This window comes from Pseudomonas sp. R15(2017), from assembly GCF_002112685.1.
Taxonomy (GTDB): Bacteria; Pseudomonadota; Gammaproteobacteria; order Pseudomonadales; family Pseudomonadaceae; genus Aquipseudomonas; species Aquipseudomonas glycinae.
In genome coordinates, this window is the sequence record NZ_NEII01000008.1 from 91622 (window position 1) to 112279 (window position 20658).

Sequence of the window (20658 nt, forward strand, 5' to 3'; positions counted from 1 at the left end):
GATGAACTCGGGTTCTGGAAAGATGAGCGATAACTCTGCTGCACCGGCCGCCGTAACACCTGCCGGCAAACCTTCCCGGCGCTGGCCGTTACTGGCGGTCGGGCTGTGCCTTGTCGCCGGCGTGGCGGGCGGGCTCGGTTGGCTGATGCACAAACCCAAGGCACCACCAGCGGAGTTGGCCAGTGACAAACTTGGCCTGAGCCGCCCGGACGCGCTGCTGGAAACCCGCTCCCTGAGCCAGTTGCCCAAGGACCTGCTGACAGTGCCGTTCCTCAAGGCCACGCTGACCGAGGATTTCGTCTTCTATTACGAAACCCACGCCGACCGCCTCGGGTTGATCGGCAGTCTGCGGCGGATCATCTACGAGCATGACTTGAAGCTGCAGGACAGCCTGATCGAGCAGCTCTTCGATCAACCGGCAGACGTGGCGTTGTGGCGCGGCGCCGATGGTCGGCTGAAGGATTTCCTGCTGGTGATGGATCGCGGCGGTCTGGCCAAGGTGCTGGAGCCGCTGGCGAAAGTCGCCCTGAATGATTCGCAACTGAGCGTGCTCAGCACCCTGAAAGTCGGCGGCGACGAAGTGCCGCTGTATCAACTGACCTACAACGCCGGCAAATCCCTGCTGTTCGCCTCCCGTGGCGACAAACTGGTGGTGCTGTCCAATCCGGCCAAATTCTACGACCCGGAAAGTGGTGCTTCCGAGGAGTCCGGCCATGTTTCGCCGCAGGCGCTGGCGGCCTTGCTCAATGGCGAAAAACTGTTCCCCGAAGCGTTCGGGTTGCCGGCCAAGACGCCGGAAACCAAGCAGCGGCTGTCGGTCAATTCCAGCGTCCTGGCCATGGGTTATCAGCGCTTCATCCCGAATTTCGCCGGCCTGCGTTTCGACATGGACGACAAGGGCTGGCACAGCTATCTCGCCATGGATGAGCTGGAAAACCAGCCGGACTTCGATTTCAAACCGGTCTGGCAAGCCATGCCGCTTGGCGCCAGTGCCTGCGTGACGCTGCCGGTCGCTGCCGAGCCGCAAAAACCGCTGCTGGTGAAACTCGGCGCCGAAGAAGCTGTGGCGCAGAAACTCACCGAACACGTGGCCGGTGCGGCGGGCTTGTGCTGGTACGCCGATTCGCGGCTGTACACGCCATTGCTGGTGGCCAGCCTGAACGACGAAGACAACGGCAAGCTCGACGCGGATATCGGCACGCTGTTCGATTCGATGGTCGGCGCTTACGAAGGCAAGGTCGACGAGCACGCGTTCCCCGTGGTGGAAAAACAGGAAGGCCAGAGCCACCTCTGGCAACGTCAGGTCAGCTCCAACTTCGGCCCGTACGCGGCCAAGGATGCCGAGAACCCGGACGCGATCACCGGCCGTGCGTTCATGAAAGTCAGCCTGGCGCGCCACGGTTCGACGCTGCTGTTTTCCCTCGACGACAAACTGGTCGACAAGGCCCTCGGCACCCTCGACAAACGCTTCCCGCCGATGGCCGACGTGCTGCCCAAAGACGTGCTGATGCCGATCTACTTCGGCCCGGACTCAATGGCGCAACTGATCCAGCAGGAAACCCTCGACAGCCTGCCGCAGGACATGGAGCCGGTGTTCTACAACGCCGCGCAAACCTACCTGATCCCGAAACTGCGCACCCTCGGCGGCATGGGCAAATACGCCCTGACCTTGCCGGAAGGCAGCGAGCCTGACGGGCACTGGCAATGGCTGCCGCTGGAGTGGAAAGCGCTGTGACTGGTTTGATTCGCAGCCTTGGCCTTCTGGCGCTGTTGCTCAGCGCCGGTGCCCGAGCCGCTGAGGCGCCGGCCCTCGATCCTGCGCAATCCCAGGTCTTTCGCGCCTGGTTCGTGCGCATCGCTCAGGAACAATTGAGCAAAGGCCCGAGCCCGCGCTGGTATCAGCAGGATTGCGCGGGGCTGGTGCGTTTCGCCGCCAACGAAGCGCTGAAAGTCCACGACGACAAATGGCTGCGCAGCAATGGCGTGTCCAACCGCTACCTGCCGCCGGAGCTGGACCTGAGCGCCGATCAGCGCAAGCTCGCCCAACAATGGCAGCAGGGCGGCGGCAAGGTCGGGCCCTACGTCAATGCGATCAAACTGATTCAGTTCAACAGCCATCTGATCGGCCGCGACGTGTCCCAGGCACGCCCCGGCGATCTGATGTTTTTCGATCAGGGCGACGACCAGCACCTGATGATCTGGATGGGCCGCTACATCGCCTATCACACCGGCACGACCACCCCAACCGACAACGGCATGCGTTCGGCAAGCCTGCAGCAACTCATGACATGGAAGGACACCCGATGGATACCCGACGCAGCCAACCCCAACTTCATCGGCGTCTATCGACTGAACTTTCTCTCCCAATGACCGGTGCCCGCATGCTGCGTTTACTGCCTTTTCTGTTGCTGTCAGTCCTGCCGTTTTCGGCTGTGAATGCTGAAGATACCGTGGAGCCGAGCGGCTATACGCCGGTCTCCGGTGAGAGCTTTTTCCTGCTGGCCGACAGCAGTTTCGCCGCCGACGAACAGGCAGTGGTGCGCCTCGAAGCGCCGGGTCGCGACTACCGTCGATTCCGCATGGAACCCTACGGCGGCGCCGACATCCGCGTGTACAAGATCGACAAGCCGCTGGACTTCCTCAAGCGCCAGAAGAACCTGCACCGCGTGGTCAGCGACGGCCAGTTCAAGGGCGAAGGCCTGTCCAACACCCTGGCGTACCTGTGGGACAACTGGTACCGCAAGTCCCGTCGGGTGATGCAGCGTGCGTTCTCCTACGAGTCGCGTCAGCAAGTCACCGAGGAAGTGCCGGAGCTGAAGATGGGCAATGCCATCGCCGCGCCTACGCCTTATGACGCGCAACCGCAATTCGCCCTGATTCCGGGCCTGCCGGTGGTCAGCCAGTTCCGCTATCCGCTGTGGCAGGCCAAACCGATCCAGCCGCCGACCGGCGTCAATCTGGCCGGGTCTTCCAGCGAGTTCGTCAGCGTCGCGCCGGGCAACGTCTACATCCCGCTGGGCAATCTGAAACCGGGCCTCTATCTGGTCGAAGCGCTGATCGGCAAGTACCGCGCGACCACCATGGTTTTCGTTTCCAACACCGTGGCGGTGAGCAAGATTGCCGGTGATGAATTGCTGGTGTGGGCCGCGCGCAAACACGAAGGCAGTTCGGTGCCGAAGGTCAATGTGCTGTGGACCGACGGCCTCGGCGTGATGAGCAGCGGCGCCACCGACACCGATGGTCTGCTGCGCCTGAAACACGTCAGCCCCGAGCGTTCGTTCGTGATCGGCGAGGACGAAGAGGGCGGCGTATTCGTCTCGGAAAACTTCTATTACGACAGCGAAATCTACGACACCAAACTCTACGCGTTCACCGACCGGCCGTTGTATCGCCCGGGTGATTGGGTGTCGCTGAAAATCGTCGGCCGCGAATTCAAGAATGCGCGGGACTCGGTGTTGCCGGGGGCGGCGGACGTCAATGTCAGCGTGCTCGATGCCACTGGCACCGAATTGCAGCGGCTCGATCTGAAACTCGACTCCAAGGCCGGTACTCAGGGCCGTTTCCAGTTGCCGGACAACGCCGTGGCCGGTGGTTACGAGCTGCGTTTCAACTACAAGGATCAGGCCTACAGCAGCGCGTTCCGTGTAGCCGAGTACATCAAGCCGCATTTCGAAATCTCGCTGAATCTGGCCAAGCAGGATTACCGCACCGGCGAACCGGTGAAAGGCAGCCTGGTGCTGCTGTACCCGGACGGCAAACCGGTGGCCAACGCCAAACTGACCCTGAGCCTGCGCGCTCAGCAACTGTCGATGGTCGACAACGAGCTGCAATACCTCGGTCAATTCCCGGTGGAATTGACCAGCACCGAACTGACCACCGACAGCAAGGGCAACGCGAGCCTCGACCTGCCGGCCGCCGACAAACCGAGCCGCTACATGCTCACCGTGTTCGCCAGCGATGGCGCGGCGTACCGGGTCAAGACCACCAAAGAAATCCTCATCGACCGCGGTGCTGCCAGCTTCCGTCTGACTGCGCCGCAGCGCTTCAGCGCGGTGGGTGACAAGGTCGCGTTCAGCTACGCCAACGAGGGCGGCAGCCAACAGGCGCAGGCCGTGGTGCCGAGCAGCTACAGCTGGGTGCGTCTGGAAGACCAGACCACCGGCGAAGGCAAACTGGCAGCGAAAGACAAAGGCTTCAGCGTGGCCTTCGAGCGTCCGGGCACCTACAACCTGTCGCTGAAAGATCAGCACGGCCGAGTGCTGGGCGCGACCGGTCATTCGGTCACCGGCGATGGCGTCAAGGCTGTGCCGGGCACCGTGGAAATCGTCCTCGACAAACCCGAGTACAAGGCCGGCGACGAAGCGCTGGCGCTGATCACCTTCCCCGAACCAGTCAGTGATGCACTGTTGTCGCTGGAGCGCGACAAGGTCGAAGCCACCGCGCTGCTGGCCAAGGGCGGCGACTGGCTGAAACTGGAAAAGCTCAGCGACACCCAATACCGCGCACGTATTCCGGTGAAGGACAACTTCGCGCCGAACCTGACGTTCTCGGTGCTCTACACCAAGGGCGGTCAGTACAGCTTCCAGAATGCCGGGATCAAGGTTGTTGCGCCACAGATCGATGTGGCGATCAAGACCGACAAAGACACCTATCAGCCGGGCGATACCGTGACGGTCGATCTGACCACGCAGTTCGCCGGCAAGGCAGTGCCGGCGCACCTGACGGTCAGCGTGGTCGATGAAATGGTCTACGCGCTGCAACCGGAAGTCGCGCCGACCATCGACCAGTTCTTCTACCACCCGCGCCGCAACAACGTGCGCACCAGCGCCAGCCTGTCGTTCATCAGCTACGACGTGGCGTTGCCGGGCAGCCCCGGCGCACCGGGCAAAGCCAACCGCAGCGAGCGTGGGGTGAAAGTGCTGGAGCGGCCGCGTCGCGAAGATGTCGACACCGCTGCATGGCAACCGGAGCTGTTGACCGACGCCGACGGCAAGACTCGCTTCACCTTCAAGATGCCGGACTCGCTGACCCGCTGGCGCATCACTGCGCGGGCGATTGCCGATGACGGTCAGGTCGGGCAAAAGAAGCAGTTCGTCCGTTCGGAAAAACCGCTGTACCTGAAGTGGAGCGGGCCGAGCAAATTCCGCAAGGGCGATCAGCCGCAACTCGGTGTGTTCGCCTTTAGCCAGGCCGAGAAACCGGTCAAGGCTGAATTGGTGACGCACTACGCCGGCGCCGAACAGCGTCTGCCGGTGACCCTCAGCAACGGCATCAACTACCTGCCGCTGCCGGCCTTCGCATTGGCCACCGGCGAATGGACCGCCGAACTGGTGCAGGACGGCAAGACCGCCGATGCCCTCGCGGTGCGCCTGACCGCCACCGGCGAAGGTTGGCAAGTGACGCAGACCCAGAGTCTCGACGTGGCCAGCGGCGACACGCCATTGAGCCTGCCGGCAGACGCCACCGACATTCGCCTGCGTCTGGATGACAGCCCGCAAGCGCTGTTCCGTTCGGCCCTCGACGATCTGCTCAGCTATCCGTACGGCGGCGTCGAACAGACCGCCAGCCGCTTGCTGCCGCTGAGCATCGCTTATCCGTCGCTGGCGTCGAGCCCGCAGATCCGCGACCGCTTGCGCCTGATCATGCAGAACAGCCGCTTGCGTCTGGTGCAAATGGCCGGCCCGTCGGCGAGCTTCACCTGGTGGGGCTTTGATGGTGAGCCGGATGCGTTCCTCACCGCTTACGCCTACTACGCCGACTGGAACGCCAGTCAGGTGCTGGATCTGACCTTGCCGCCGGAGCATTGGCAGCGGGTGCTGGAGGTCTACGCCAAGCAGGCGCCGAACACGCCATTGCTGCAACGGGCGCTGATCCTGTCGTTCGCCAAGCAGATGCATTTGCCGGTCAACACGCTGCTCAGCGGTTTGATGGAGGATCTGGCCAAGGCCGGGGAAGGCAATGCCGAAACCCTGATGGACGACGGCGAAGACAGCCTGGTGATGGGCGATCCGGATTCGGCGCTGGGTCTGGCGGCGGCGCGGGTCTTGACCGCATCGTTGGCGACCCAGTCGAAAGTTGCTCTGCCGGACGCGTTCAATCGTCAGTTGGGCGCAGCACAACAGCGCTTGTCGGTCAGCTCGCAGCCGTTTGCCGAAGCGCTGAACCTGTCGCTGCAACCGTTCGATCAGGCTCGTGCGAACGCGCTGCTGCAACGCCTGTTGCCGCAGCAATCGACCCTCGAACGTGCGCTCGCGCTGACCTGGCTGCAACGCAGCATCGCCCAAGCCTCGCCGACCATCGCGCTGGCACCGGGCGAAGGCTGGAAGAAAAATTACGGCGCGACCGGCGAGATGTACTGGACGTGGCAGGGTGCTGCGCCGGTGCCGAGCGTGTTGTCGGTGTCGGGCACTCAGGAGCGTCCGTTGCGTGCCGCGCTGAGCTTCCAGACTCAACAACCGGCGGTCGATCCGATGGCGGTGACCATCACTCGTCGCCTGTCGCGTCTGGTACCGGGTGACGAAGCCTTCACTTTCAAACTGGAGCCGGTCGGCAGCAAGCCGTTGTCCAGCGACAGTCTGTATCTGGACGAGGTGATCCTCACCAGCAAGGCACCAAAACCGTTGCGCTACGGCATGCTCGAATTGCCGTTGCCGCCGGGCGCCGATGTCGAGCGCACCACGTGGGGCATCAAGTTGCAGGGCAAGGACGGCACCGAGCCGACCGCGCTGGAGAAGGCGCGGTTCGAACCGGGCCAACTGGCCTACGCGGTGCCGGTGGATGCGTTGAGCGGTGAATTGCGTCTGCGCCATCTGGTGCGCTTCTCGCAGAAGGGTCAGTTCAACCTGCCGCCGGTGCGTTTCACTCAGGTCTACGCGCCGCAGCATCAGGCCCGCGAAGCGAAAGCGGCCCTCGGTCAGGTCACGGTCAATTGACATGACCCGGCCGCTGGTCTGGCTGCTGATGTGTGTGATTCCTGCGCTGGCGACGGCGCAGGATGAGCCGTTGCGCGTGGCCTACAAGGGCGAACTGCTGTCGCTGAATACCTCGCAATTGACGGCGCGCGAGCCAATGCCTTCGTCGCTGGAGACACCGCTGGGCAGTCTGTGGAAGGTGTTCGTTTATGCGTGGCTGGTGGATACCGGTGCGCGGGAGCCTGCATATGAATGTCGCGGGCAGTCGAAGGAAGAAGTCTATTGCTGCACCGCTGGCGGCAAGATCGAGCGTGATCAGGCGCTGGTGAAATCCTGCGGGCTGTATTTCGAGCCGGCGCGGCTGGGCATAACCGCTGGCGACTGGAGAACCTATTGGCAGGCACGACAGGCGCCGTCGTGGTTGCTGGACCTGCCATCGGTGCAGCCGGCTACTCGGGTGTCCGTGGCTGACTTGCTGAAGGTTTTGTCTTGGTTGCCGGCTCAGGATCAGATGCGTCGTGTGCTGCTCGACGTGGTGCTGAACGCCTCGGACGACAATGTCGTCGGTGAGCTCGGCGGGCGCTTGCGGGTGAAAACCTGGAGCTGGCTTGGCGATCAGGACCCGCAATCACGCCAGGGCGGATTCGCCGGCTGGACGGCGGACGGCTCGCCGATCTGGGCGGGTGGCCGGGGCACCAGTCAGATGGTTTTGCGGCGTTACGGTTCGGCGTTGGCGACGGTGTTGCCCACGTCATGGCCGGCGGAAGCAGGGCGTTGTGTCGAAGTCGGACTGTTCTCGCGATATCCGGTTTCGCGGGTTTTGGCCGGTAATCGAGCGGTGACCTCCGGCCCGTTGCAGGGTGATTACCGCGTCGAATTCGCCAACGGCAATGCGCTGGACATCCACAGCGACGGCGAGCTGTTTCTGCTCAACGACAAGCTTGTGGCGCGGCTGGATCGCGAAGAGTACGTCGCCCGTGTGCTGGAGCGTGAAGCCAAGCCCGAACCCGCCGAAGCCGCCAAAGCCTTGGCCGTGGCAATCCGCACGTATCTGCTGCAGAACGCCACACGTAACGGCGAATGTTTGAGCATCGACGACAGCAGCACCCGCCAACGTGTTGCACCGCGTCCTGCTTCCGTCGAATCCCGCAACATCGCCGCATGGACGGCGGATCTGGTGTTGGCGGGCAGCACCGTCACTTATCACTCCGATCAACCCGGCCCGGACAAACTGGCCTGGCAACAAGCGGTCGAGCAAGCCAATGCCGGCCAGCGTTACGACGCGATTCTGCTGCACGCCTATCCGCGCGCCAGCCTCAGCCGCTGGGACAACCCGGTGGCGTCCTGCGAAGCGCTGCCTGCCGCGCAGGACTGGCTGCAAAAACAGCGGCGCGGCTGGCGTCCCAGGCTGGAAAGCGAAACCGGCTACAACGAAGTCAGCACGTTCGCCGTCTGCAAACTCGCCTTCGGTCGCCCCTTCGTCGACCGCGAACGCCAGCGCATCTATGTGCGCGGCGTGTTGTCCTTGCAGGACCGCCTCGACCTGACTCACGAATACCTGCACCTGGCCTTTGAAGCACACCCCAACGGCCAGGATGAAACCTATATCGAAGGGCTCGCCCGTCACCTTTTGCTGGAATAGACCATGACACTCCGTTATCCACAGGTCTTGCTGTTGCTCTGCGTAGTTGCCGCTGTTTCGTCGGTGAACGCCGCTGACGGCGTCAAACTCGACACCCCGGTCGGCGGCTGGCGCAGCGGCGCGCCCGAAGGCGAGGGCGAAAGCTTTCGCCAGACCGTCAACTACCCGGCCTCCTCGGTGAGCACCCCGATCGGCCAGGCCAACACCGCCCGAATCAGCGGCGAAATCAAAGCCACACCGAAAAACAAAGAGCCCGGACGCCTGATCGTCAATGGCGTCAGCATGCCGCTGAAAATCGACGACAGCGGCCGCTTCGACCGCCCGTTCTCCTTTCCCAACGGCAGCAACAGCGTCGAAGTCCGCAGCCCGGACGGCCAGCAACGGCACCGCACGCAGTTCCTCAACACCAGTGGCGGCGCTACTCCAGCCAAGTTGCGGGTGTTGCTGGCGTGGGACAGCGATGGCACTGACCTCGACCTGCACTTGGTCACGCCTGATGGCGCGCACATCTGGTATGGCGATCGCGTTGCCCCCAATGGCGCTGCTCTGGACGTCGACGTGACCACCGGCTACGGCCCGGAAATCTTCGCCATGCCGGCGCCGATCAAGGGGCAGTATCTGGTGTATGTGAATTATTTTGGCGGTGGCTATCGCGGGGATGATGAGGGAGGGGAAGAGGCGGTGCAGCCGTTGACCACCGCGCAGGTGACGGTGATTACCGAGGAAGGGACGCCTAGCGAGAAGATGGAGACTTTCATCGTGCCGATGCGGGCGGTGGGGGAATTGACGTTGGTGAAGTCGTTTAGTTATCCGTGAATCATCTGTTCATTTAGGAAAAACACCGCACAGGGCATTGCCTTCGTAACCGTGAACGATTGGCCCCAGCACCATGAGTGGGCCGCAGGCGTAGAGCGGGGAGGGCACGGTTTGTTGCGTGTTGAGCAGAACGACTTCCTTGCCGAATTCGTCGCTGCCAAAAGATTGCTCGTCGTACGAATTGCACACCGGCATTTTCAACGGCACCGGGATCACCAGCGCCCAGATAGTGATCCCGCACCATTCGCGGGTGGGAGTTGATCTTGCTGTTCGGGTGATCTGCGGGGTGAATGAGCGGTAACTTTGCGCTCTGTAGGCGTCGGTTTTCAGTGTGACTTTTTCCGGGAGGGAGATGCCTACTCCCACGCAAGCTGTCAGGCTGAGGCATATGGTCGAAACCAGTCCGACGGATTTCAGGCGTGAATTCAGGGTAGATGGGAACAATCTTGAACGTCCTTGTAGTGTATTAAGCATCGAAGTTGCCAAGCGCTTTTTCACTGAACATTTGTGCAAGTACCTGCCGCACAATTTGGTGTTGATCAGCAATTGGCTGAACGCTTCTCGAAAATCACTTTTCCAACAGGCATTAAAAAGCCGGCTTGTGGGCGGCGTTTTATGATTGCTAATTCATTGATTTATAGCGATTTATCTTTAATTTTTTATTTTATCCCCCCATTTATCCCCCCACTTCCCCGAGGCGTTGTCTCAGTGGATGCTGTAGGGGCCTCTTTTCAATCAGCATACCTCAGCTGCAGGCATGGAGGTTGCGTTTGCAAGAGTTACGGGCCTGCTCGTAAACCGGTCTGCAGAGGTCGCAGCCATGTGGCCAAAACACCAGTGTCCGACGATCATGCTTCTGTAAACTATCCATGATGGCAAAAAGCAGTGACTTTGGCTTTACCCATGCTTTAGCAGTGGATAAGGTGATTGGTATCGTAGGTTGATTGGTTGCAATGCTCCAGGGATGGCTCTCCATAGGCGCGGGATTTTGCCTGGCCCTTAGCGTCAGTATCCCTCTGATTCCTTCCAGTTTTTTTGTAGCCATATTTTATTTTGGTAGGCCCGTGTTACCCCGGGCTGCAGGGGAGTGTTGTGAATGAATGAGTTGGTTGAGGCCTTGCTGGCCGCCGTTCCCGCCGATGGCTCTAGTATTGGCAACCAGTCGCTGCTAGAGAGGCTCAGAATTCTCTTCCCCCAGTTAACTGATGAGTTTTATTGGGAAACTCGTGACGCACTGATTGATCAGAGGGTACTGCAGGCAGGTAAAGGTCGTGGCGGCTCCGTGCGGCGTACTGACGTTGAGGCTCCGCCAGCAACTGCGTGGGTTCATTTTTTGCGTAGCTACGGGCCGTCATCGACCAACTTAGCGATGTTCGACGAGTATGTTTCGAGGGCGTTGGCACAGGCAAGGGTCAAACCAATTAGCCTTTCAGCACCTTTTTTAGAGGACATGGTTCGACACATTGAATCGAAGGCACTGGGATCTATCTTGATCGCAGGTACCGCTGGAGATGGTAAGACGTACCACTGCCGTGCCTTGTGGGAGCGTATTGGTGGGGATCCCAATGCTTGGGCCGCCAAGGGAAATGTGAAGGAGTTGCATCTGTCGGATGGGCGCTTGGCAGTCTTCATCAAGGATCTTTCCGAGCTCAATGGCGAGGAGAGCGATTTGCCATTGCAACGACTTGAAAGGTCGGTGCTAGAGGGCGATGACTCTGAGGTCGTGATCCTTGCCGCAAACCATGGTCAAATTCTTGATCGTCTCCGTGATTTAGGTAGGCGCCAAGAGCGTGATCACCCACTTCGTAAACCACTGCAAGAGCGCTTCTTACAGGCCGGCCCGGCTCCTGAGCGTCTGGCGGTGTTCGATCTTAGCCGCTCTACTAGCCGCAAAACGTTAGAAGAGGTGGCTATGGCTGTGGCGGGGCATCCCGAGTGGGACAACTGCAAACGCTGCACACTTCAGGCTGAAGATAGAGTTTGTCCTATCGACGAGAATCGCCGAAGACTTTTGGGTGCGTCAGATGGTGGTCAGCTCTCCCGCCGCTTGGGCGATTTGGTTGAAATTGCCAGGCACAATGGGTTGCACCTCCCTATACGTGACTTACTTGCGCTCTGTTCGAATATGATCCTAGGTTGTTCAGATGCTAAGCAGGCGAAGGACAACTTACTGACCTGTGCCGATGTAGCGAAGATCCAGGAGGGAGGCGATCTAGGCAATGCAAGTGTCTATGCCAATGCCTTCGGAGCCAATCTTCTTAAGCGAAGAACCTCTGACCGTCCCATCTTCAAGGCGATGTCCAGCTTTGGAGTGGGCGATGAGTCCACCAATGCTGCTGATGGGTTGCTGGTTTATGGCAAAGATGACTCGCGACTGCAAGCCGACTTCGGGCGCTTGGTTGCGAGCGATCCGATTTATGGTGCCACTGCTGCCTTTCGCGCTGCCCAAGACGCCTATTTGGAAGGGTATGAGGGGTCCCGTTTGGAAGGTGGCGCCCTCGAGTTCTTGGCAATGCTCGAGGGCCAGCGTCGCAGGCTTTTCTTCACCCTTCCTGATGGGGAGGGAGGCTATCCGCATTGGTCGATGACAGCTTTCTGCTTTGCTGGGGACTACTTGGAGATTATCGAGGCGCTCAAAGTGCAGAAGCCAGTGAGCGAAGTGGTTCGCGGACGCATTGCTAAGGGCCTCAACCGAGTATTAACAGGACTTCTCCTCGAAAACGAAGATCGCATCTTCATTGCAAGTTCGGGTGGTTTTACCCAAAGCCGGGTAAGCGTGCTTTGTGACTATGAGACTTTTTCCCGTAGACAAGGCGGAGTTGGTATGGCGATTAGGCTTGTCGAGGAGACTGGTCGCCCTCGACTCGACGTTTCTCTCGCTGTGGGTTCGGGCAATTCTGTTGTTTTTGACTTGACGCCGATCCGTCATGAATTCCTCTCGCGAGTGGCTGAGGGGGCTTTGCCTGCGAGCTTCTCCAACGAATGTCTCGAAGATCTGATGGCTTTCAAGGCAAAGCTCTTGCGTAAGGCTGAGATGGTCAAGAAGGCCAGTGTGGCTGGCGATGACGACGAAGCAGGAGGTGAAGCCTCCGTACTGACACTTAACTTCATCGATATTGAACCTGGTGGTCGCGGGTTTTCGCGCCCAGTTACTGTGAGGGTCTCGGAATGAGTGCAATCATCAAGAGGCCTGAGATTAAAAGCGTCGACTTTTGTGTCGACGAGAACATTTGGGGGCATCGACTTTATGATGAGCAGCTTCCTCACCTGACTGTTCTGGAGTTCTTGGGCGTACTTGGCTCGAACATGGATCATCCTCTCAGACCTCACCAAGAGCAGGGCGGCTCGGTCATGTTCAAGCCACAGCGGCAAGTCCGTTTACGTGGGCTGCTGTTCAACAATCCTTACGTCGAATCAATTGCGGATAGCGCCGCATCTGATGAGGAGAAATGGAAGCAGTGGTTTGATCGTTTTAGGCAGGGTGCAACAGGTAATGGTGATGAGGACATGACCTATCTGCGCCGCTCATTCACTAACTTCGATGATTTTGCAAAGGCAATTGAACTACTGCGGTCCTCATCATTTGAGTCTCGCAGCAACAAACGTTGGAGTTCCAAGTTCGTCTTTCCTTTCGGTCCTGATGCTCTTTATGAGGATCTAGCGATCAATGCGAAAGGGAACATGAGCAATGATCGTCGCTTCTTTGCTCGTACAGGTGAGTTGCTCTATCTCATGCTCTCACGAGCCAAGCGCGGAGCGGAGCTCGGTGACAGCCTTGCTAGGCGTCTATTTGATCACGAGGCACCGATGAATCGTTTAGTCAGGGCTCTTCAGGGTACGCCTCAGAGTGCCGAAGAACCTCGACTTTCGGGTTATTTACCAGAGGCTGCCAATAGCCGATTCGACCAAATTTGCGACGACTGGTTGTCTATCTTGAACAAGGATATGCCGATCTATGATGCCCTGGAGCATTTGATTGCGATCACCGGCTTGAACATGCTGCTCTATTTCCTAGAGCGGGCTAAGCGGGTGGCGGGCGATGACGACCCGGTCGAACTTGTTTGCGAAATCGTCTCGAAGGAGCGCACGAAGGTGCGAGCGCTTTCTGGCGATAGCTATCAATTCAATCAAGGGTTACCAGCAAAGGCAGTGCGGGCTCACGTAGAGTCAATCCGGTTAGACGTTGGATGGGTTGCGGCTGAATCCAAGGAATATCCGGATGCTGAGCGTGTGAAACTCATGCGTGATCGCTTCCAGTGGCCGCCGACTGACGGCGGCGACGATGAGGACTCCGCAGATAAGAGTCCAGAAGAGTTGGTTGCCAAACTAGTAGAGAATGCCTTAGCGCGTCATGCGCAGCATGTCGGCAAGATTCACGCGTCTTGGTCGCGTGCTATCGGGCTCAGCTCTCGACGGCTTTCAAGGCGCACTCGTTACGCCCCGAACGATAGGTTGCTTAAGTCGATAGTGGTCTCCATCGTTGAAGATCGGATGCAGTTCGATGAGTTTCTCGCCGAAGCCAAGTTCCGCTATGGTCTGGTTATTGGTGATGCAGAGGGCGCGCGCCTGGTCGGCGCCAAGCTAGTTGACCAAGAAGAGCTCAGCGAGAACCGAACCAATCTTGAAGCCCGTCTCGTCAGTTTGGGCTTGGTACGAAGGCTCTCCGACTCTTGCTCGTTTGTAGAAAATCCGTTCGTGTTTCAGGGAGAAGCTGCATGCTGACCGATCGCATTATTGGCCGCGTTGGCGCGAACATTCTTGCCCAGCGCATATCTACTCCTGGCCAGTCTGGTGATTTGGCCGCGCTCTTCAGGCTAGATAAGCTTTCAGCTAGTCAAATTGCAGCAGTCGTGCGAGCAATCCTTGCCAATCCGGATCTGCTTGCCCAAGTAGATCTCATGATCCCAGAGGCCTTGGTAGGGGGCCAAGGCCTACCGCCTAACATTCTGATTCCACATAACGCAGGCTACGTGCGCAACAATGCTCTGACTATCAAGGCTGCGATCCTTACGGCCAATGGCAACGAACACAATCTCGCGGACACTTTGGGTCACGTCATGGCCATCGGCGCCAAGGAGATGCGAGCTGATCCTGAGCCATGGGTCGAGGCTACGCTACACTCTGGCGGCATTTCGCCAGTCCCCGACGACCGAGCGGTGTTCCATGCAGCTCTTGCCGGGTTGTTAGCGTCCTCGGAACTTTCGCTTGTGCAGCTTGGCGAATTTTGCTCTGCAATTGTCGAGGCTATCGCGACGCATGGGCTACCCATCCGTGATGCGGTTGGCTTTGCATTGCCATGCTCCGGACTCCCCAGAGACAGCACTTTTTTCTCGAATGCCAAAACTTTCGCGGATTCGCGCAAGCCCTGGCACAAAGCTTTTATCAAGCTATTTGGTCAGCGTGCGCCGTTGCTCAAAAAACTCCGCCAGAATGGCCAATCTCTTGACTCGGAGGAGATCCTCGAGCGAGTCGAGGCAAATGCTGCAGAAATTTCGGAGGGGGCTCGCCAAGCTCTCTATGCCTTCGCCGCCGCTCCTGCTGGAGATCAGGAGGCATCCGAAGCCCTTGCCCAATTCGAGTGGGAAAGCGATGGAGTCTACCTTGCCTTCGACAAGCCCAAAGAACAGCAACACGGCTTAGCAGAGTCGACAATTCGCTTCTTCGATCATGAGTGCGATCAGGAGGACTCGCTTGATACCGAGGGCCGCAAGCTATTGGAGGACTTGAAAGGCCGTGAGCGGCGCTCAGATTTCACTGAAGAGGACGAAGAATTTTTCGTTAAGCAGCGAAGACTCCTGGAGCAAGACGCCAAACTTTGCTCGCGCTGGGAAAAGGCTCTCTATGGCAAGCCCATTGACTGCAATGACTTCTTCGAAGGCTTCGCCCGTGTGGTAAACAGTTTGCATGCTGGCCTGCGCGATCCAGAAGGAGAGAGGATCCTTCGCTTCACCGTGACTAAGGGTCGCAAGGAGTGGCGCGAGCGATTTAACTACGACGCCGGCAGCTACTTCTCGGCTATGTACCGTGGTTTAAAGGAGCTCATGGGCTCCAAAGTAGAGTGGAAAGTTGAGCGGATGGGAAATGCAAATTTGCCCGATCCCCTCTTCGACTATGAAGCCTTTTTCGCCGAGGAAAAGGAACTTCGGAACGATAAGAAGAGCAAGATTCGTCCGAATCTATCGTTATCGCGCTTAGCCCTGCAGATCAAATTTGACGTGGCTTTGATTCAGGTTGCTAAGGATAAAGAGACTGTGTTGGCTAAGACACAGCTCCTTTGGAGCTACAAGCCAGCGGTGATTGGCCTATCGTTGGCCGCCGACATGCGTCGCCTCTTGGAGAAGGGGGCAGTAGGTTGTACTGAAGTCCCCCGGAAGTTAGTGAGCAAGAAGGGGGGTGTGCAAAACGTCTCATTGCTCGATACCGGGACGTTGGAGGCGACTTACTCGACTGATGCAGGGTCACTGGTCCCTGCGGTCAGTAAGCTCCAAAGCTTGCGCCATCTAATTAAGACTCGGATCAAGGAGCTTGCTCAGGAGGGTAGGCTGACGACGCATCAGCAAAATGAGGTAAAGGCTTCTTGGGATAAATTCGAGGAGGACTACTTCAAGGCGATGGAGGACTTCGTCACGACCGGGTTGCACGGCGATGCCGTTATGCGTCAAGCGGAGTCTTATGCCGAATTGTTGAACTCCTTGATGGCGCATGCCCGTGGCGATGTATGTCGTTCGCGACTGGTCTCTGAAGTACTATCCGTTGGCACTGTTCGGATTGCAGGCGATAACCTCGCAATGATCATTCCCCCGTGGCATCCGGAACGAATGAAGGGCCTTGCGGTAAAAACACGACGCGTAGCTGGTTTCGCCACCCATCTGCTTTCCAGCGGTAGCATTCTCTATGGCGACCGCGAGATTTTCATGCGGGAGCTTTCAGACGAGATTGCTCATCCGTTTTATCCAGAGATCGCGGTTCTCAATCGGGGCGGAGCTTTCGCGTTGGTGTCGGAAAGCAGTACAGTCAACGGCTATAGCCTTTTGGAGGCTCCCACGCGTGGCACTGCGGAAGCTATGACCGACGTCGATCCGACGGCTGCAGCCAAACAGGCGCGTGAGCTTTTGGAGCGCTATGTCGGCTTGCAGCCGCATGAGGCAAGCAACCTTAGCGTCGTGCTATATAACGCCGATGCAGCCGAGTTGCCGCTGGCCACCGTGCGGGAGCTCTCCGCGATCCAAGAGGATGGCAAGCTCCAATGTAGCGTTTCTGTTCGTCACTCGGATCCAGGAAAGCTGCGACGAGTGTATGGCGAGCTGGTCAACAAGGCCGGGGACGACCCTGATCTGCCAGTGGTTAGCGAGACCAGCGACAACTTCATCTCGAAGTTGCGTATTTCCGTTACTCCTCTCTCTGCGACTCCCAGCGAGAGTGCGCAAGGCTTTAAGGCTTTCGATGTTGCTTTCCTACATGACGTAGTCGCACGGGAGGCTCAAACAGAGTGGCTCCCCGTACAGTGGACCAATGACCGGCCAAACTTGGATCATGCACCCTCGCGCTGGTCCTACCGGAGCGTGTCGGGCGAAAACGAGCTGAAGTCGACCACATTCCTAGTCTGTCCATGGCAAACGGCTTCAGGATGGGCGTATGTATCGGCTGTCGCGGCAGTTTGCCGCCAGACGGATGCTATGCCTGAGGAACGATTCTTACCTGCGCGCCGTATTTCGCTACAAAGTCCAGCGTTGGCTGCAATGATTAAGGACGCGCACGAGTTGGCCGAATGGGTGGCCACCTACGATGAACTACTCGACAAGCGGCAGCTCCAGCACAACAACATCACAGTGGTGCGCTACCGTCGTAACTCGACTAATGGGCGCAATATGATAGTGAGCTCGACCTCGGAGCTCCGATTGTTGGGCGTGTTGGTTCGCAGGCGATTGGAAGAGTTGAATCTTCAGCTTGGGTCCGATGAGATTCAGGCTGCTTCCGACAAGGCAAAGCGCGACGCGCTTTCAGTCTCCGGAGATATCGTACTAAGGGCGGCGAAGCGAGGTGTCTCTGCGGGAGAGATGCTTGGCCTTGTGCTAAGTCGTTACTTGCTCGCGGAGGAGTTCCTGGCTTCCGCGAAAGGTGGGCATGTCTTGACCGCCTATTTCCTGCTCGACGATTACGCGAGTTGGTTATCCCAACCTGAAAGCCGTATCGCGGACATATTGGCACTAAACGTGGAGGAACACGAGGATACCGTCCGCGTCGTCATTTCCATTGTTGAGTCGAAATATGTCGGTGCCGATGGGCTAGCTCAGGCTCGACGAGGCTCCAAGGATCAATTGCTGGCAACTTTGGGCATGTTCCGTGAAGCTCTTTTTGGTGATCCTGGTCGTCTTGACCGGGATGTTTGGTTAGCCCGTTTGGCCGACATGCTGTTAGATGCCGACATTCCGCCCGGTATGACGGGCTTGATGGAGCGCGCTCGTGCCAAGCTACGAGAGGGTGATGTAGAAATTTCTCTGCGTGGCTATTCGCACATTTACATCCACACCTCGGACGCGGGGGCTGCATCATCTACTGAGCAAGAGCTTTTGGATGAGACAGACGACGTGATGGCTTGGCAAGAGATATTCGATAGGCCGGATCTGCGAAAGCTCGCCGAAGCGTATGCCAAAGGTTCAGGTGGTCACGAAGTTCGATCAGCGCTTGGAGCTCAGCAGCCTTGGGGTGGGCACCGCTTTAAATTACCTGCTCCGCGAGTGCCTTGGTTGGCCGCAATGGCGCAGCTATCGAGTGGAAAGATGGATACCTTTGTTGAGGACGTCTCTTCGCTAGGCAAAGATGGCGAGAAGGCTCCGCCCAGTTACCCAGGGACCACGCCTTTGGTTCTGATGGAGGAGCCGCCTCCTGCCTCTATAGCTAATGCTAATACTGATTCAGTTTCTGACCAGCTTTTCGCTGCGACCAGTTACTTCGGGGGCGGGCTTTCTGATCTGGTCGCGTCTAAGTTCTCTGGTGGTGCCCAAGCCGATGCGGAGCGGGAGGAGTGGGCTCAAGAGGTCTCTAAAAAGCTCAAATCTGCGCTTAATAGCTACGGTCTTCAGGCAGCTATCCTCGGCACTCGCTTGACTCCAAACGGTTGTCTCGTTCGTCTGGCGGGCTCTGATCGCTTACGTGTCGAAGATATAGAGAATAAAAGAACACAGCTCCTCACTACTCATGCTATCAATTTAGTAACTGTTCAACCTAAGCCAGGCGAGATCGTGGTGACGGTCGCTGGCGGAAAACGGCAGGCTGTGTCGCTTTGGGAGCTTTGGTCACGTCGAGAACTCAATAGAAACGTTGCGGGTATTAACACCTCGTTCCTGTTGGGTCTGCAGGAAATTAACGGCGCGTTGCTGTATTTGAATCTGGGGGCTGAGTTCGGCGGGCTTTCATCGCATGAGCCGCACTCATTAGTAGCTGGGGCAACAGGTAGTGGAAAATCTGTACTCATCCAGGCTCTTATTTTGGATATCGCTGCAACCAATCCCAAGGCGCTGGCGCAAATTATCTTGATCGATCCCAAGATGGGGGTGGATTACGCTCCATTGGCTGACTTGCCTCATATGCGCGATGAGATTGTCACCACCAAAGACAAAGCTGCCGAAGTTCTAGATGCTCTGGTTCAAGAGATGGAGGATCGCTACCGTGCATTTGCCAAAGCCAGAGCCCGCGACCTACCAACCTATAACTCTAAAGTCTCTATCGAAGAGCGTCTGCCAATGGTTTTTCTGGTTCACGATGAGTTTGCTGATTGGATGCTCGACGATGCGTACAAATCAGCAGTAGGCGCTGCAGTTCAAAGGTTGGGGGTAAAAGCACGGGCGGCCGGTATTCATTTGATTTTCGCCGCACAGCGTCCGGACAAAGATGTGATGCCGATGCAGCTTCGTGAAAACTTGGGTAATCGCCTTATCTTGAAAGTATCCAGTGAGGCGACCTCAAAAATAGCACTAGATCGGCCAGGCGCGGAGTTGTTGTTGGGGAGAGGCCATCTTGCAGCCAAGCTCAATGGAGAGCAGGGATTGGTTTATGCTCAAGCACCTTTCCTTTCAGATCAAGATATCGAAGTAGCGGTCGCGGCTATCTGCTTTGATAATATTGAGTATGGAGAGAACGGTGAAGGTTGATGACGCAGTTGAGACCATTACAAAGTTCTTCAATGACCTAATCGGTGCTTGGGTGCCAGGCCTTGTGCTAGCAACTGGGTTGGTCATAATGCATTGGGGGCCTGAGCATATCAAATCGCTAGTCAAGTTTAGTGAAGGTGCTGGCGCAGCCTTGACGATGGCGGGCTTGCTTTTTGCTTTAGGCCACCTCTTGCTAGCTGTAAATGAAATTGCTGTAAAGCCATTGCTTAGTTCTTTTAAATTGATAGGTGCCTTTGATGAGTCCAAAGCGAGGGGGCGGCAGTCTTATAAACTATTTAGCGAGTTGGTGAGCTCTAGGCAGGGCGGCGATCAGAGTGCTTGGCAGTTTCATGATCTTCGAAGTGTTGCGTTGTCAGTTTCAGATGATGCGGCATTGCTTGGGCGAAGATTTATGTTCATCTCATTACTATGCAGTGGTGTCGGGACAGCGTTGCTTCTCATTGTTATCGACTATCTCGTGTGTTTGGTTGCCCTCCCAGAACTGTTGTATGGCTATGATCGTGCTGCTCCTTGGTGGGTACAAGCTGTTTTGCTGTTTGGTGCGACTGCTTTTCTATTTAAGCAAGCGGATGCTTTTTATTCCAGAGCAATGAATACGCCATTTTCGATAGCTGTTGCAGAGTTAAAATTTAAGAGGGATTCCAATGTCGGTAACCCATAAAAAAATATACCTGGCCGGCGGGTTTCGTTCCGGTTGGCAGTCTGTTGTGAAGTCTAAGCTCAAAGGTTTTAACTTATTAGATCCTAGTGCTCATAACATCGAAGATTCGGTAGAGTATACTCGCTGGGACCTGGAGGCTGTTAAAGAGGCAGATATTGTACTGGCGAATATGGAGGGTTCTAATCCAGGCGGGTATTCGTTAGCTTTAGAGGTAGGCTTTGCGCGGGCTCATGGAAAACTAATTTATTTTGTCGACCAAATTGATGATCCTTCCATTAGTCGTTATTTTGAAATGGTTCGGCAATGCTCAACTATGGTGTTCAAAAATTTGGACGAGGCTATTGAGTATATTGAAGGGTCTGAGCGGAGTTAGTTATTCGGCTTTATAGGCTGCGCGGTAGTGGTGGAACAGGTTGTAATCGCGCTTGAATAATTTTACGCTGCTTCTGATGTTCA

11 protein-coding genes are annotated in these 20658 nt (G+C 57.4%); 10 read left to right on the forward strand and 1 reads right to left on the reverse strand.

Annotated elements, in window-relative coordinates; genetic code table 11:
• Positions 1-22: 22 nt before the first annotated feature.
• Genes CAF77_RS17370 through CAF77_RS17390 form a run of 5 tightly spaced genes read left to right on the forward strand, consistent with a single transcriptional unit; the run spans position 23 to position 9369 of the window.
• A complete protein-coding gene (locus CAF77_RS17370; RefSeq protein ID WP_085654920.1) occupies positions 23-1735 on the forward strand; it encodes a DUF2138 domain-containing protein in 1713 nt (570 codons plus the stop codon).
• Positions 1705-2370 (forward strand): DUF1175 domain-containing protein, encoded by a 666-nt coding sequence (locus CAF77_RS17375; protein ID WP_085654922.1) that lies wholly within the window; start codon positions 1705-1707, stop codon positions 2368-2370. The genes CAF77_RS17370 and CAF77_RS17375 overlap by 31 nt, the downstream gene beginning before the upstream one ends.
• The gene (locus CAF77_RS17380; RefSeq protein ID WP_085654924.1) at positions 2367-6932 is read left to right on the forward strand and encodes an alpha-2-macroglobulin; all 4566 of its coding nucleotides are present in this window, start codon (positions 2367-2369) and stop codon (positions 6930-6932) included. The genes CAF77_RS17375 and CAF77_RS17380 overlap by 4 nt, the downstream gene beginning before the upstream one ends.
• Position 6933: 1 nt before the next feature.
• Positions 6934-8553 (forward strand): DUF2300 domain-containing protein, encoded by a 1620-nt coding sequence (locus CAF77_RS17385; protein WP_085654926.1) that lies wholly within the window; start codon positions 6934-6936, stop codon positions 8551-8553.
• Positions 8554-8556: 3 nt separating this feature from the next.
• Positions 8557-9369, forward strand: coding sequence for a YfaP family protein (locus CAF77_RS17390; protein WP_064382200.1), 813 nt, complete (start codon positions 8557-8559; stop codon positions 9367-9369).
• Positions 9370-9378: 9 nt separating this feature from the next.
• On the opposite strand, the gene CAF77_RS17395 is transcribed toward CAF77_RS17390, so the two are convergent.
• Entirely contained in the window at positions 9379-9915 is a 537-nt protein-coding gene (locus CAF77_RS17395; protein ID WP_256576161.1) for a hypothetical protein, read from the reverse strand.
• Between the two features lie 550 nt (positions 9916-10465).
• On the opposite strand from CAF77_RS17395, the gene CAF77_RS17400 reads away from it, so the two are divergent.
• The 5 genes from CAF77_RS17400 to CAF77_RS17420 are packed head-to-tail and all read left to right on the forward strand — an operon-like array spanning position 10466 to position 20575.
• A complete protein-coding gene (locus tag CAF77_RS17400) occupies positions 10466-12541 on the forward strand; it encodes a hypothetical protein (protein WP_085654930.1) in 2076 nt (691 codons plus the stop codon).
• Positions 12538-14091, forward strand: coding sequence for a hypothetical protein (locus tag CAF77_RS17405; protein WP_085654933.1), 1554 nt, complete (start codon positions 12538-12540; stop codon positions 14089-14091). Before CAF77_RS17400 ends, CAF77_RS17405 begins: the two co-directional genes overlap by 4 nt.
• Positions 14085-19520 (forward strand): FtsK/SpoIIIE domain-containing protein, encoded by a 5436-nt coding sequence (locus CAF77_RS17410; RefSeq protein WP_085654935.1) that lies wholly within the window; start codon positions 14085-14087, stop codon positions 19518-19520. Before CAF77_RS17405 ends, CAF77_RS17410 begins: the two co-directional genes overlap by 7 nt.
• Complete coding sequence (locus CAF77_RS17415) at positions 19510-20202, forward strand: hypothetical protein (protein WP_085654937.1); 693 nt, start codon at positions 19510-19512, stop codon at positions 20200-20202. The genes CAF77_RS17410 and CAF77_RS17415 overlap by 11 nt, the downstream gene beginning before the upstream one ends.
• Positions 20186-20575 carry a nucleoside 2-deoxyribosyltransferase domain-containing protein gene (locus tag CAF77_RS17420; protein ID WP_085654939.1) on the forward strand — a complete coding sequence of 130 codons (390 nt, stop codon included), beginning with the start codon at positions 20186-20188 and terminating at the stop codon, positions 20573-20575. The genes CAF77_RS17415 and CAF77_RS17420 overlap by 17 nt, the downstream gene beginning before the upstream one ends.
• Positions 20576-20658 lie beyond the last annotated feature (83 nt).

Coding starts and splice junctions, on each gene's coding strand:
- CAF77_RS17400 (WP_085654930.1), top strand. CDS start 10,466: ATGAATGAGTTGGTTGAGGCCTTGCTGGCCGCCGTTCCCGCCGATGGC.
- CAF77_RS17375 (WP_085654922.1), top strand. CDS start 1,705: ATGGCTGCCGCTGGAGTGGAAAGCGCTGTGACTGGTTTGATTCGCAGC.
- CAF77_RS17410 (WP_085654935.1), top strand. CDS start 14,085: ATGCTGACCGATCGCATTATTGGCCGCGTTGGCGCGAACATTCTTGCC.
- CAF77_RS17370 (WP_085654920.1), top strand. CDS start 23: ATGAGCGATAACTCTGCTGCACCGGCCGCCGTAACACCTGCCGGCAAA.
- CAF77_RS17380 (WP_085654924.1), top strand. CDS start 2,367: ATGACCGGTGCCCGCATGCTGCGTTTACTGCCTTTTCTGTTGCTGTCA.
- CAF77_RS17420 (WP_085654939.1), top strand. CDS start 20,186: ATGTCGGTAACCCATAAAAAAATATACCTGGCCGGCGGGTTTCGTTCC.
- CAF77_RS17385 (WP_085654926.1), top strand. CDS start 6,934: ATGACCCGGCCGCTGGTCTGGCTGCTGATGTGTGTGATTCCTGCGCTG.
- CAF77_RS17405 (WP_085654933.1), top strand. CDS start 12,538: ATGAGTGCAATCATCAAGAGGCCTGAGATTAAAAGCGTCGACTTTTGT.
- CAF77_RS17390 (WP_064382200.1), top strand. CDS start 8,557: ATGACACTCCGTTATCCACAGGTCTTGCTGTTGCTCTGCGTAGTTGCC.